Below are 12,841 nucleotides of genomic sequence, written 5' to 3' on the forward strand. Positions count from 1 at the left end.
CACGCAAGGCACCTCGGGCGACTTCGGTCGCCCTTTTTTTCGTCCACGATTTTTGTTCCGTGATGGCTCAAACCTTCACGTGGGGCGGGTGAACCCCCGCGCGCTCCTGCTCTGCGATGTCGGGTTGCACCCGACCTACGGCTGCGTGTGAAACCGCGCGCTTGCCCTTAGCCCCGGCTGCAGCCCGGGAACCCCGCCCCACAGGGCCCAGGCCCGCCTCTCAATCCAGCCGCTTGTGCACCCGCGATACCGCGACGCCGAGCATCACCGCCGTGAACACCAGCAGCGCGACCATCTCCAGCCACAGCTCCGCCAGCGTGGCGCTGCGCAGCATGATGCCGCGCGCCAGGCGCAGGAAGTGGGTGAGCGGCAGCACCTCGGCGATCCACTGGGCGATGCGCGGCATGCCGGCGAAGGGGAACATGAACCCCGACAGCAGGATCTGCGGCAGGAAGGTGAAGAAGGCCATCTGCATCGCCTGGAACTGGCTCTGCGCCAGGGTGGAGATGAACACGCCCAGGGTCAGGCTGGCGAAGATGAACAGCAGCGCCGCCGCGTAGAGCTCCAGCAGCGAGCCGCGCACCGGCACCTCGAACAGCAGCAGGCCGACGATGAGGATCACCGTCACCTGCACCAGGCCGATGCCGACGAAGGGCAGCACCTTGCCGATGGTCAGCTCCCAGGGCGAGACGGGCGTGGTGATCAGCATCTCCATGTTGCCGCGCTCGCGTTCGCGCACCAGGGCGATGGCGGTGAACAGCACCATGGTCATGGTCAGGATCACCCCGATCAGCCCCGGCACCGTGTTCAGCGGTGCCAGGCGCTCGGGGTTGTAGAAGTTCACCACCGCCATCGCCTGGTTGCTGCGCCAGCCCTCCAGCGGAAAGCCCGCCAGCTGGCGGGCCGAGGCCTGCACCACCTGGTCGGAGCCGTCCACCACCAGTTGCAGCGGCGGGCGCTCCGGGTCCTGGCGCTGGACGCGCGCCTCGAAATCGCGGGGCACCACCAGCGCCGCGCTGATGCGCCCGGCGCGCAGCAGTCGGTCGATCTCCTGGGGGCTGCCCAGGTGGTAGCGGAAGTTCACCACCTGGCTGGAGCCGATCTCCGCCACCGCCTCGCGGGAGCGCGCCGTGTCCGCCTGGTCCAGTACCGCAGCGTCGAGGCCGCGCACATCCATGTTGATGGCGTAGCCGAACAGCACCAGCTGCATGATGGGGATGCCGACGATCATGGCGAAGGTCAGGCGGTCGCGGCGCAACTGGCGCAGTTCCTTGAGGACGATGGCGCCCAGGCGGTGCAGGTTCATCGCGCGGCCTCCGCCTTCTGCAACGGCTGGTGGGTGACGGTGACGAACACATCCTCCAGGTTCGGCTCGGTCTCCTTCACCTCGGCCTCGACCTGGTGCTCGGCCAGGCGCCGGGCGATGCGCTCGCGGGCGTTGGCCTCGGCGCTGAGCACCCGCAGCGAGGCGCCGATCTGGGCCATGGCGATCACCTCGTCGGCCCCCTGCAGCGCCCGTTGCGCCTGGCGCGGCTGGGCGCACTCGATCAGCAGCGGGTGGCCGGGCAGGGCGCCCATCAGCTCGGCCGGGCTGCCGTCGGCCACCAGCCGGCCGGCGTCGAGGATGCCCAGGCGCGTGCAGCGCTCGGCCTCGTCCATGTAGTGGGTGGAGACCAGCAGCGTGGTGCCGGCCTCGGCCAGCTCGAACAGCGAATCCCAGAATTCCCGGCGCGACTGCGGGTCCACCGCGCTGGTGGGCTCGTCCAGCAGCAGCAGGTCCGGCTTGTGCAGGACCGCCCCGGCCAGGGCCAGGCGCTGCTTCTGTCCACCGCTGAGGGTGCCGGCGAGTTGCTTGCGGCGGTCCGCCAGCCAGTAGCGCTCGAGCAACTCCTCGATGCGGCGGCGGCTCTCTGGGCGCGAGAGCCCCTGCACGGCGGCGAGGAATTCCAGGTTCTCGCCGATGGTCAGGTCCTCGTAGAGGGAGAACTTCTGCGTCATGTAGCCGATGCGTCGCTTCAGCGCCTCAGCGTCGCGGGGTATCTGGCAGCCGAGCACCTCGATCTCCCCCTCGCTGGGCAGCAGCAGGCCGCAGAGCATGCGGATGGTGGTGGACTTGCCGCAGCCATTGGGGCCGAGGAAGCCGAACACCTCGGCGCGGTTCACCTCGAGGTTCAGCCCGTCCACCGCCGCCAGCTGGCCGAAACGCTTGGTCAGGCCGCGCGCGCGGATCACCGCTTCGCCGTCATTCATCGCCCGGGCGCTCCGCATGCAGCGGCAGGCCGGCGGGCAGGCGCGCGGCGGCCTCGCCCTCCAGCACCAGTTCGGCGCGGTACACCAGGCGGCTGGCGTCGCTGCCGGTCAGGGCGTAGTAGGGGGTGAAGCTGGCCTCGCTGGCGATGCTGCGCACCCGCCCGGTGAACAGACCCTCGACCCCTTCGACGCCTACCTGCAGGCGGTCGCCGATGGCGATGCGCGAACGCACCGGGGCAGGGATGAACAGCCGCGCATAGGGCGCCTCGCCCACCAGCAGGCTGACCACCTCGGCGTTGGCCGGCGGCTGGTCGCCGGGGCGGAAGGGCAGGGCGTCGACCCGGCCGGCGCGGGGCGCGCGTACGCTCAGGTGCTCGCGATCCACCTGCAGCCGGGCCAGCGCGGCGCGGGCGGCCTGCAGCTCGGCGGCGGCCTGGGCCAGTTGTTCCGGGCGGGTGCCATTGGTGAGTTCGCGCAGCTGGGCATCGGCGTTCTTCACCGCGGCGTCGGCCTGGTCACGGCTGGCCCGGGCGCGATCGCGCTCGGCGATGGCCACCTGGCCCCGCGCGTAGAGGGCGGCGACGCGCTGGTAGTTGCGCCCGGCCTCGGTGGCATCGGCGCGGTTGCGCACCAGGATGGCACGGGCGGCGTCGATGCTTTCCTGGCGCGCGCCGTTGCTCAGTTCTTCCAGGCGCGCCTCGGCCTGGGCCACCTGGCCGCGCGCCTGGTCGAGGCGCGCGTCGAGGCGGCGCGGGTCCAGCTCCACGAGCAGCTGCCCGGCCTGCACCGAGTCGCCTTCGGCCACCTTCCAGTCGAGGATGGTTTCCGAGGCTTCGGCGGGCACGCCGATGCGGTCCCACTCCAGGGTGCCCAGCAGGGGCTCGCTGTCGCGGCGGTCGCAACCGCCCAGCAGGGCCAGGCAGAGGAGGCCTGGAATGAAGGTGCGGGCGGTCATGGCGATACCTCCAGGCCGCGTTCGAGCAGGGCCAGGGTGTGGTTGACGAGGGCGTCGTTGCCGATCTCCGGGTTGGCGAAGATGCCGCGCCAGAGCGGCGCAGCGGCGTGGGGCAGCATGGTCAGGCCGATCAGCGAGACCACCAGCAGGCGCGGGTCGAGATCCGGGTTGAGGGCGCCACGGGCCTGGGCCGCAGCGAAACGCTGGGCCAGCAGCATCGGAATCAGCGGGGCGATGCGCTGGGGCAGCAGCTCGCGCAGCACGCCGCCCTCGCAGAGGATTTCGCGCACCCACAGCGGCGGTATCCAGGGCTGTTCGGCCACCGTTTCGCTGATGCCGCGCACGAACAGACGTACCAGCTCCAGGGGCTCGTCGCCGGCCTCCTGCAGGCGCGCGGCCAGGTTGCGGACCAATGGCAGGAAGCGCTCCTCCACCACCGCATCCACCAGGCGCTGCTTGTTGCCGAAGTAGTAGTTGACCATCGCCGGCGTCACCCCGGTGCTCTGGGCGATGCCGCGCAGGCTGCTGGCCTTGATGCCCTGCTGGGCGAAGGCTTCGCAGGCGGTGTCGAGCAGGCGTTCACGTTGCTGGGCTTCGCCGGCCGGGCGGCCGGGTGCGCGGGGTGTGGTCATGCGGCAGGTCCTGGAGGGTGACGGAATTATTTAAATACGCATTTAATTAATTTTCAAACGGCGCTTCGATAATCCGCTGGACGGCATTTAGATAGCTTGCTAATAATTGTTTCCGTTGAACTCATCACCGGCCGAAGCGGCCTATCCTTCTGGCAATTCCCCTCAAGGTCCTGTGCGTGCGCGATTCCCTGCGGGCGTTCCTCGCCCCCGACATCCCGGCTCTCCAGTTCGCCATCAAGACCCTCCTGGGCGGCGGCCTGGCGCTCTGGTGCGCGCTGCGCTTCGGCCTGGAGCAGCCGCAATGGGCGCTGATGACGGCCTTCATCGTCGCCCAGCCGCTGTCCGGGATGGTGGTGCAGAAGGGCCTGGCACGGCTGCTCGGGACCCTGGTCGGCACCGTCATGGCCGTGGTGGCGATGGCCCTGTTCGCGCAGACGCCCTGGCTGTTCATCCTCGCGCTGGCTACCTGGCTGGGCCTGTGTACCGCAGCCTCGACCATGCTGCGCAGCGCCTGGTCCTACTCCTTCGTGCTGGCGGGCTACACGGTGGCGATCATCGGCCTGCCGGCCATCGCCCATCCGCTGACCGTATTCGACCAGGCCGTGGCGCGCTGCACCGAGATCTGCCTCGGCATCATCTGCGCCACCGCCGTCAGCGCGCTGGTCTGGCCGCAACGGGTGGAGCGCCAGCTGGCGCGCCAGGCCGGCGATGCCTGGAACGCCGGCATCGCCGCCGCGCGTTCGGCGTTGCGCGGCGAGCCCCATGAACGCCAGGGCCTGCTCGGCGTGCTGGGGCGCATCGTCGCCGTGGACGCCCAGCGCGAGCACGCCTGGTTCGAAGGCAACCGTGGCCGCCAGCGCGCCGCCGCCCTGCGGGTGCTCAGCCGCGATTTGCTCAGCCTGCTGCGCCTGGCCCGGGGCGTGGCGCGGCAGTGGCGGCAACTGTCGGCGGGGGAGGCCGAGCGCCTGGCGCCCTGGATGGACGAGGTGCTGCAATGCCTGGCCGAGCCCGATGACGCCGCCTGCGAAGCCCTCGGCCAGCGCCTGCTGGACGCCGCCGAAGCCGATGACCTGGTGCCCGTGCAGCAGTATTGCCTGGGCCGCCTGGCGGTGATGCTGCGGCAGATGCGCGCCGCCGCCCAAGCCCTGCGCGCGGTGGAGCGCGGCGAGGCGCCGGACGATGCCGGCGCGCCGCTGTCCTGGCACCGCGACCTGCCCACCGCCTTGCTCTACGGCCTGCGCAGCAGCGTCGCCTTCGTCGGCCTGGCGTCATTCTGGCTGGCCACCGCCTGGACCTCTTCGGTGGGCGCGCTGACCCTCACCTGCGTGGTCTGCAGCCTGTTCGCCAGCCGCGAGAACGCCGAGCAGATCGGCCTGATGTTCCTGCGCGGCATCCTCTACGCGCTGCCGGTGGCCTTCTTCATCGGCCAGGTGGTGCTGCCGCAGATGAGCGGCTTCCCGCTGCTCTGCATGGCCCTCGGCGTACCGCTGTTCTTCGGCACCCTGGGCATGGCCAAGCCGGCACTGGGGGCGACCTCGACCTCCTTCTGCCTGCACTTCATCGTGCTTTGCGCACCGCAGAACACCATGCATTACGACGTGGCGCTGTTCCTCAACGAGGCCATGGCCATCCTCCTGGGCGTCGGCTTCGCGGTGCTGGTGTTCCGCGTCATCGTGCTGACCAACCCCGGCTGGCACGGGCGGCGCCTGCTCAAGGCCACCTTCCATGACCTGGGCCGCCTCACCCACCGCGCGCTGGCGGGCGCCGAGAACTGGTTCGGCGGGCGCATGGCCGACCGCCTGCTGCAGCTGGCGCGGCACTACCCGGCGCTGCCCAGCCAGTCGCGCAACCGCTGGGACGACGGCATCACCAGCCTCGACATCGGCGACGAACTGCTGCACCTGCGCCGCTGCCTGGCCGCCGGCGAGCGCTCGGTCGAGGCCTGCGAGGCGCGTTTCCTGCGCAGCATCGAGCCGCTGCTGGAGCGCGGGCCGGCGGCGTCGCTGGCGGGTGCGATGGACGAACCCTCGGAACAACTGATCCGCGCCCTGCGCGAGGCCGGCACCAGCATCGACCGGCGCCTGGCCCAGGCGGCCCTGCTGCAGCTGCGGCAGAGCTGGCGCCAATGGTGTGAACAACAGGAGGCGAGCCATGGGCTTGCGTGAATGGTCCCTGGGCGGCGTGCTGCTCAGCCCCTTTCTGATGTATGCGCTGGCGGCGCTGCTGGCGACGGGCCTGCTGCGCCTGGCCCTGCAGCGCGTCGGCATGGCGCGCTGGATCTGGCACGAAGCGCTGTTCGACTGTGCCCTGTATGTCTGTGTCCTGTCGTTGCTGGTCGCCTGGTTCGGGCACTGGTGAAGGAGAAACCCATGCGTTCCACCCTGCGTATCGTCATCACCCTGGCCCTGGTCGCCGCCGCCATCGTCGGTGGCTGGAGCCTCTGGCAGCACTACATGCTCTCGCCCTGGACGCGCGATGCGCGCATCCGGGCCGACGTGGTGGTGATCTCGCCGGACGTCTCCGGCTGGGTCGTCGACCTCAAGGTCCATGACAACCAGCAGGTGAAGGCCGGCGACCTGCTGCTCAGCGTCGACCGCGAGCGCTACCTGGCGGCCCTGGAGAAGGCCCGCGCGGTGGCCGAGACGCGCCAGCAGCAGCTGCGCCTGCGCGAGCACGAGGCCTCTCGCCGCGCCCACCTGGGGCCGCAGGCGATCAGCGCCGAGCTGAAGGAGAACGCGCAGATCACCGCCGACATCGCCCGGGGCGAATATCGCCAGGCTCAGGCCGACGTGAAGGTCGCCGAGCTCAACCTGGCCCGCAGCGAAGTGCGCGCGCCGCGCAGCGGACAGATCACCAACCTGCGCCTGGCCCAGGGCAACTACGCCAATGCCGGGCAGCCGGTGATGGCGCTGGTGGATGACGCCTCCTTCTATGTGCAGGCCTATTTCGAGGAGACCAAGCTGCCGGGCATCCACGTCGGTGCGCCGGTGAAGATCTGGCTGATGAGCGCCGGTCGCCCCCTGACCGGCTCGGTGGAAAGCATCAGCCGCGGCATCACCGACCGCAACGCCAGCCCCGACGGCCAATTGCTGGCCAACGTCGAGCCCACCTTCAACTGGGTGCGCCTGGCCCAGCGCATCCCGGTGCGCATCAAGCTCGACCCGGTGCCGGACGACATCCGGCTCAGCGCGGGGATGACCGCCAGCGTCACGGTCGGGGAGCAGCCGCAGGCGCAGCGATAGCCGGGCCCCGCAACGAAAAAGCCCGGCGATTGCCGGGCTTCTTTCATCCTGCCTGCAGGGTTCAGCCGATGGTGATCGGCGGCAGCTCCGGCAGCTCGATGGCCAGGGACTGCTTGGGCGCCAGGACCTCGGCCTCGCCGTCCACCACCTGCTCGGCGTTCTGGTTGAACACGCGGGTGGCGATGCGCACGCGGTTCTTCGGCAGCTTCTCGAGGATTTCCAGTTCCACGGTCAGGGCATCGCCGAGCTTCACCGGGCGGGTGAACTTCAGCTGCTGGCCGAGGTAGATGGTGCCCGGGCCGGGCAGTTCGCAGGCGATGGCCGCGCTGATCAGGGCGCCGCTGAACATGCCGTGGGCGATGCGCTCCTTGAAGATCGTGCCGGCCGCGTACTCGGCATCCAGGTGCACCGGGTTGCGGTCGCCGGAGAGGGCGGCGAACAGCTGGATGTCACGTTCTTCGACGGTCTTGGCATAGCTGGCCTTCTGGCCGACTTCGAGGGCGTCGTAGGTGAAGTTGGTTACCTGGGTCATGGGGTCTCCTTGTTCGGTTGGCAGTAGCGACTGTGGGCAAGGGCATGCTCCAGCCAGTCGAGCAGGTGGGCGGTCACCTCGTCACGGTTGGTCTCGTTGAGCAGCTCGTGGCGGGCGTCGGGGTAGATCTTCAGTTGCACGTCCTTCACCCCGGCCTCGCCCAGGGCGCGGGCGAGGTCCTCCAGGCGGCGACCGTCGCTGACCGGGTCGCGCGCGCCACCGACCACCAGCAACGGCAGGTCGGGGTCGATCTGCGCCAGGTTCTTCACCGGGGTGATGGTCTGAAGCCCGCCGAGCAGGTCGAGCCACAACTGGTTGGTGCAGCGGAAGCCGCACAGCGGGTCGTTGACGTACTTGTCCACTTCGTCCGGGTCGCGGCTGAGCCAGTCGAATGCGGTGCGGTTGGGCTTGAAGGCCTTGTTGAAGGAACCGAAGGAGAGGAACTCGATCAGTGCGCTGCGGCCGTTGGGGCCCTGGCGCCAGCGTTCCAGCCGTGCCACCACGGCGGCGGCGCGGTAGAGCCCTACTGGCTGGTAGTTGGAGCCGGAGAGGATCGCGCCCTGCAGGCTGCAGCTGTGCTGCATCAGGTAGGCCTGGCCGATGTAGCTGCCCATGCTGTGGCCGAGGAGGACGATCGGCGACTGCGGATGCTGCTGGCGGATGTGGTGGTTGAGGCTGGCCAGGTCGCCGACCACCTTGTTCCAGCCGTCGTGCTCGGCGTACAGGCCGAGGATGCCGTGCTGGGCGGTGCGACCGTGGCCGCGCTGGTCGTGCACGTAGAGCTCCAGGCCCGCCGCCACCAGGGCCTGGCCCAGGCGTGCGTAGCGGCCACCGTGTTCGGCCATGCCGTGGGCGACCATCACCACGGCCCTTGGCGGGGCATCGCCGCTCCAGCGGTTGACGTGCAGTGAGGCGCCATCGCTGGCGGTGAGCCAGAAAGCATCGTGGGGCATGGCCAATCCTTGTGGCGTTGGGGTGTCGACGCATTGTGCACGGGCGGCCTGGCGGCGCAAAGCTCGGCACGTGGCTGACCGATCGGTTCCCTGCGGGACCGCCCGGGCAATGGCCGGTCAAGGTGCAGCGGGCCGCTCAGGCACGGGCGATGGCGGCAAGATTCACACTGTCTATGACGCGTTCGCGAGTATTTGCGTACGGGGGCGGACCTGCTAATTTCCGGGCAGTCCCGCTCGCGGGCCAGACACATTCAGGGCAAAGAGGATAAGAACAATGCAACCTGATTTCTGGAGCGACAAACGCCCTGCTGGCGTCCCCGACCAGATCGACCTGACCGCCTATCGCTCGGTGATCGAGGTCTTCGAACGTTCCTGCAAGAAATTCGCCGACCGACCGGCCTTCAGCAACCTCGGCGTCACCCTGACCTACGCCGAGCTCGACCGCCTCTCCGGCGCCTTCGCCGCCTACTTGCAGAAGCACACCGACCTCAAGCCGGGCGACCGCATCGCGGTGCAGATGCCCAACGTGCTGCAGTACCCGATCGCCGTGTTCGGCGCCCTGCGCGCCGGCCTCATCGTGGTCAACACCAACCCGCTGTACACCGCCCGCGAGATGCGCCACCAGTTCAAGGACGCCGGCGTGCGCGCGCTGGTCTACGTCAACCTGTTCGGCAAGCTGGTGCAGGAAGTGCTGCCGGATACCGAGATCGACTACCTGATCGAAGCACGCATGGGCGACATGCTGCCGGCCCTCAAGGGCTGGCTGGCCAACACCGTGGTGAAGAAGGTCAAGAAGATGGTGCCGGACTACCACCTGCCCCAGGCCGTGTCCTTCAAGGCCGCGCTGAAGCAGGGCCAGGGCCACGCGCTGAAGCCGGTGAAGGTGGGCCTGGACGACATCGCCGTGCTGCAGTACACCGGCGGCACCACGGGCGTGGCCAAGGGCGCGATGCTCACCCACGGCAACCTGGTGGCCAACATGCAGCAGGTGGACGCCTGCCTCTCGCAGCTGGGCCCGGACGGCCAGCCGCTGATGAAGCAGGGCCAGGAGATCATGATCGCGCCGCTGCCGCTCTATCACATCTATGCCTTCACCGCGAACTGCATGTGCATGATGGTCAACGGCAACCACAACGTGCTGATCACCAACCCCCGCGACATCCCCGGCTTCGTCAAGGAGCTGAAGAAGTGGCGCTTCTCCGCGCTGCTGGGCCTCAACACCCTGTTCGTCGCGCTGATGGACCACCCCGAGTTCAAGGACCTGGACTTCTCCAACCTCAAGGTCACCAACTCCGGCGGCACCGCGCTGGTCAAGGCCACCGCCGAGCGCTGGCAGGCCATGACCGGCTGCTCCGTGGTCGAGGGCTACGGCCTCACCGAAACCTCGCCCGTGGCCAGCACCAACCCCTACGGCAGCCTGGCCCGCCTGGGCACCGTGGGCATCCCGGTGCCGGGTACCGCCTTCAAGGTGATCGATGACGACGGCGCCGAGCTGCCCCTGGGCGAGCGCGGCGAGCTGTGCATCAAGGGCCCGCAGGTGATGAAAGGCTACTGGCAGCGCGAGGAGGCCACCGCCGAGGTGCTCGACGCCGAAGGCTGGCTGAAGACCGGCGACATCGCGGTGATCGACCCGGACGGCTACGTGCGCATCGTCGACCGCAAGAAGGACCTGATCATCGTCTCCGGCTTCAACGTCTACCCCAACGAGATCGAGGACGTGGTCATGGCCCACCCGAAGGTGGCCAGCTGCGCGGCCATCGGCGTGCCCGACGACAAGTCCGGCGAGGCGGTGAAGCTGTTCGTCGTGGCCCGCGAGGGCGGCCTCAGCGTCGACGAGCTGAAGGCCTACTGCAAGGCCAACTTCACCGGCTACAAGGTGCCCAAGCACATCGTCCTCAAGGACGCCCTGCCGATGACGCCGGTCGGCAAGATCCTCCGTCGCGAGCTGCGCGACATCGCCTGACCCGTCCCCCATCCCCGGCCCGCGAGGGCCGGCGGATGCATGGCGATCCCTCTGCGACGCCTTCTGCACGCCGATTAGGGACGTTACTCTAAAGATGACCGGAATCATTGCATTCGGTCATTTTAATGACTCGCCGGGCCTTGTTTGGCTCTGGTCGCCCATTTGCAAAGCTGCTACTCTCGGCGCGTTTTTTTGCCCTGGAAAGGGCCGAAACGACCGCACAGAACACAACAAACAACTGCCTCGTGCAGTGAAGATCAGCTGTTGCTTAGGAGTGGGCTTCCATGACCGAAAATTTCTGGAAGGACAAGTATCCAGCAGGCATTCCTGCGGAAATCAATGCCGACGCGTACCCCAATATCCAGGCGGTATTGAAAGAGTCCTGCCAACGCTTTGCCGACAAGCCCGCTTTCAGCAACCTGGGCAAGACCATCACTTACGGTGAGCTCTACGAGCTGTCCGGCGCCTTCGCGGCCTACCTGCAACAGAACACCGACCTGCAACCCGGCGATCGCATCGCCGTGCAGCTGCCGAACGTGCTGCAGTACCCCATCGTCGTGTTCGGTGCCCTGCGCGCCGGCCTCACCGTGGTCAACACCAACCCGCTGTACACCGCGCGGGAGATGGAGCACCAGTTCAACGACGCCGGCGCCAAGGCCCTGGTCTGCCTGGCCAACATGGCCCACCTGGCCCAGGACGTCCTGCCGCGCACCGGCATCAAGCACGTTGTGGTCACCGAAGTCGGCGACATGCTGCCGGCGCTCAAGCGCCTGCTGGTCAACAGCGTCGTCAAGTACGTGAAGAAGATGGTCCCGGCCTATCACCTGCCCCAGGCGGTGAAGCTCAACGATGCCCTGGCCAAGGGCCGTGGCAAGCCGGTCAAGGATGCCTCCCCGGCTGCGGGCGACATCGCCGTGCTGCAGTACACCGGCGGCACCACGGGCGTGGCCAAGGGCGCGATGCTGACCCACCGCAACCTGATCGCCAACATGCTGCAGTGCAAGGCACTGATGGGCGCCAACCTCAACGAAGGTTGCGAGGTGCTGATCACGCCGCTGCCGCTGTACCACATCTACGCCTTCACCTTCCATTGCATGTCCATGATGCTGACCGGCAACCACAACGTGCTGATCAGCAACCCGCGCGACCTGCCGACCATGGTCAAGGAACTGGGCAACTGGAAGTTCACCGGCTTCGTGGGGCTCAACACCCTGTTCGTCGCCCTGTGCAACAACGAGGACTTCCGCAAGCTCGACTTCTCCGCCCTCAAGCTGACCCTGTCCGGCGGCATGGCCCTGCAACTGGCCGCGGCCGAGCGCTGGAAGGACGTCACCGGCTGCGCCATCTGCGAAGGCTTCGGCATGACCGAGACCAGCCCGGTGGTATCGGTGAACCCGTTCCAGAGCATCCAGATCGGCACCATCGGCATCCCGGTCCCCTCGACCCAGTGCAAGGTGGTCGACGACGAGGGCAACGACCTCGCCATCGGCGCCATCGGCGAGCTGTGCGTCAAGGGCCCGCAGGTGATGAAGGGCTACTGGCAGCGCCAGGACGCCACCGACGAGATCCTCTCGGCGGACGGCTGGCTGAAGACCGGCGACATCGGCCTGATCCAGGAAGACGGCTACATGCGCATCGTCGACCGCAAGAAGGACATGATCCTGGTCTCCGGCTTCAACGTGTACCCGAACGAGCTCGAAGACGTGCTCGCCACCCTGCCGGGCGTGCTGCAATGCGCCGCCATCGGCATCCCGGACGAGAAGTCCGGCGAGGCGATCAAGGTCTTCGTGGTGGTCAAGCCGGGCGCCAGCCTGACCAAGGACGAGGTGATGCAGCACATGCGCGCCAACGTCACCGGCTACAAGATGCCCAAGGCCGTCGAGTTCCGCGACAGCCTGCCGACCACCAACGTCGGCAAGATCCTGCGCCGTGAACTCCGTGACCAGGAACTGAAGAAGCTCAAGGGCTGATCCGTTCCGCATGAACGAGCCCCGCATCTGCGGGGCTTTTTCTTTTCTGGCAGTCGCATCCAGGTGCGCCTCCGTAGGATGGGTAGAGCTCTGCGAAACCCATGGCTCTGTCGGCGTTAGCTGTTGTGGTTTTAATGCAGACTCTCAAGCACGGCCCTTTCCGGGCGCCAAAGGGGTCGTGCCACCTCCACCGCATGGGTTTCGCTTCGCTCTACGCCATCCTACGAACGTGCGCTGGGTTACTGCGCACGTCAATGTGAGGGTTCGAGCGAAGAAAGTTGGAGCAGCCGCCAACGCCCCTCCAGGAGGCCGAACGCAGTCGTTGCGCCGGGGGACGAGCGGCA

General features: G+C 68.1%; 11 protein-coding genes. 5 read left to right on the forward strand and 6 right to left on the reverse strand.

The features are described from left to right. Window positions 1–220 precede the first annotated feature (220 nt). The 4 genes from DMX10_RS08020 to DMX10_RS08035 are packed head-to-tail and all read right to left on the reverse strand — an operon-like array spanning window position 221 to window position 3,837. Window positions 221–1,306, reverse strand: coding sequence for an ABC transporter permease (locus DMX10_RS08020; RefSeq protein WP_111260605.1), 1,086 nt, complete (start codon window positions 1,304–1,306; stop codon window positions 221–223). After that, window positions 1,303–2,250 carry an ABC transporter ATP-binding protein gene (locus DMX10_RS08025; protein ID WP_178082929.1) on the reverse strand — a complete coding sequence of 316 codons (948 nt, stop codon included), beginning with the start codon at window positions 2,248–2,250 and terminating at the stop codon, window positions 1,303–1,305. The genes DMX10_RS08020 and DMX10_RS08025 overlap by 4 nt, the downstream gene beginning before the upstream one ends. Then, window positions 2,243–3,205 carry an HlyD family secretion protein gene (locus DMX10_RS08030; protein ID WP_111260606.1) on the reverse strand — a complete coding sequence of 321 codons (963 nt, stop codon included), beginning with the start codon at window positions 3,203–3,205 and terminating at the stop codon, window positions 2,243–2,245. Before DMX10_RS08030 ends, DMX10_RS08025 begins: the two co-directional genes overlap by 8 nt. Continuing rightward, a complete protein-coding gene (locus DMX10_RS08035) occupies window positions 3,202–3,837 on the reverse strand; it encodes a TetR/AcrR family transcriptional regulator (RefSeq protein WP_111260607.1) in 636 nt (211 codons plus the stop codon). The genes DMX10_RS08030 and DMX10_RS08035 overlap by 4 nt, the downstream gene beginning before the upstream one ends. Window positions 3,838–4,013: 176 nt before the next feature. Between DMX10_RS08035 and DMX10_RS08040 the strand changes: the two genes are divergently transcribed. Genes DMX10_RS08040 through DMX10_RS08050 form a run of 3 tightly spaced genes read left to right on the forward strand, consistent with a single transcriptional unit; the run spans window position 4,014 to window position 7,079 of the window. Continuing rightward, the gene (locus DMX10_RS08040) at window positions 4,014–6,002 is read left to right on the forward strand and encodes an FUSC family protein (protein ID WP_111260608.1); all 1,989 of its coding nucleotides are present in this window, start codon (window positions 4,014–4,016) and stop codon (window positions 6,000–6,002) included. Further along, window positions 5,989–6,195, forward strand: coding sequence for a DUF1656 domain-containing protein (locus DMX10_RS08045; RefSeq protein ID WP_111260609.1), 207 nt, complete (start codon window positions 5,989–5,991; stop codon window positions 6,193–6,195). The genes DMX10_RS08040 and DMX10_RS08045 overlap by 14 nt, the downstream gene beginning before the upstream one ends. 11 nt (window positions 6,196–6,206) lie before the next feature. Beyond that, window positions 6,207–7,079, forward strand: coding sequence for an HlyD family secretion protein (locus tag DMX10_RS08050; protein ID WP_111260610.1), 873 nt, complete (start codon window positions 6,207–6,209; stop codon window positions 7,077–7,079). A 61-nt stretch (window positions 7,080–7,140) separates the two neighbouring features. Here DMX10_RS08050 and DMX10_RS08055 read toward each other — a convergent pair whose 3' ends face one another. Both DMX10_RS08055 and DMX10_RS08060 read right to left on the reverse strand, forming a co-directional pair. Next, window positions 7,141–7,611: a MaoC family dehydratase gene (locus tag DMX10_RS08055; RefSeq protein WP_021219258.1), complete on the reverse strand. Its 471-nt coding sequence runs from the start codon at window positions 7,609–7,611 to the stop codon at window positions 7,141–7,143. Next, window positions 7,608–8,564: an alpha/beta hydrolase gene (locus DMX10_RS08060; RefSeq protein WP_111260611.1), complete on the reverse strand. Its 957-nt coding sequence runs from the start codon at window positions 8,562–8,564 to the stop codon at window positions 7,608–7,610. Before DMX10_RS08060 ends, DMX10_RS08055 begins: the two co-directional genes overlap by 4 nt. Window positions 8,565–8,838: 274 nt before the next feature. Here DMX10_RS08060 and fadD2 point away from each other — a divergent pair, with 274 nt between their 5' ends. Together fadD2 and fadD1 are read left to right on the forward strand one after the other, a co-directional pair. Next, on the forward strand, window positions 8,839–10,527 hold the full coding sequence (fadD2, locus tag DMX10_RS08065; RefSeq protein ID WP_111260612.1) for a long-chain-fatty-acid--CoA ligase FadD2: 1,689 nt from the start codon (window positions 8,839–8,841) through the stop codon (window positions 10,525–10,527). A 284-nt stretch (window positions 10,528–10,811) separates the two neighbouring features. Beyond that, on the forward strand, window positions 10,812–12,497 hold the full coding sequence (fadD1, locus tag DMX10_RS08070; protein ID WP_111260613.1) for a long-chain-fatty-acid--CoA ligase FadD1: 1,686 nt from the start codon (window positions 10,812–10,814) through the stop codon (window positions 12,495–12,497). Window positions 12,498–12,841 lie beyond the last annotated feature (344 nt).

Origin of the sequence: Pseudomonas sp. 57B-090624 (assembly GCF_003234055.1) — a bacterium.
In the GTDB taxonomy this organism is placed as follows: domain Bacteria; phylum Pseudomonadota; class Gammaproteobacteria; order Pseudomonadales; family Pseudomonadaceae; genus Metapseudomonas; species Metapseudomonas tohonis.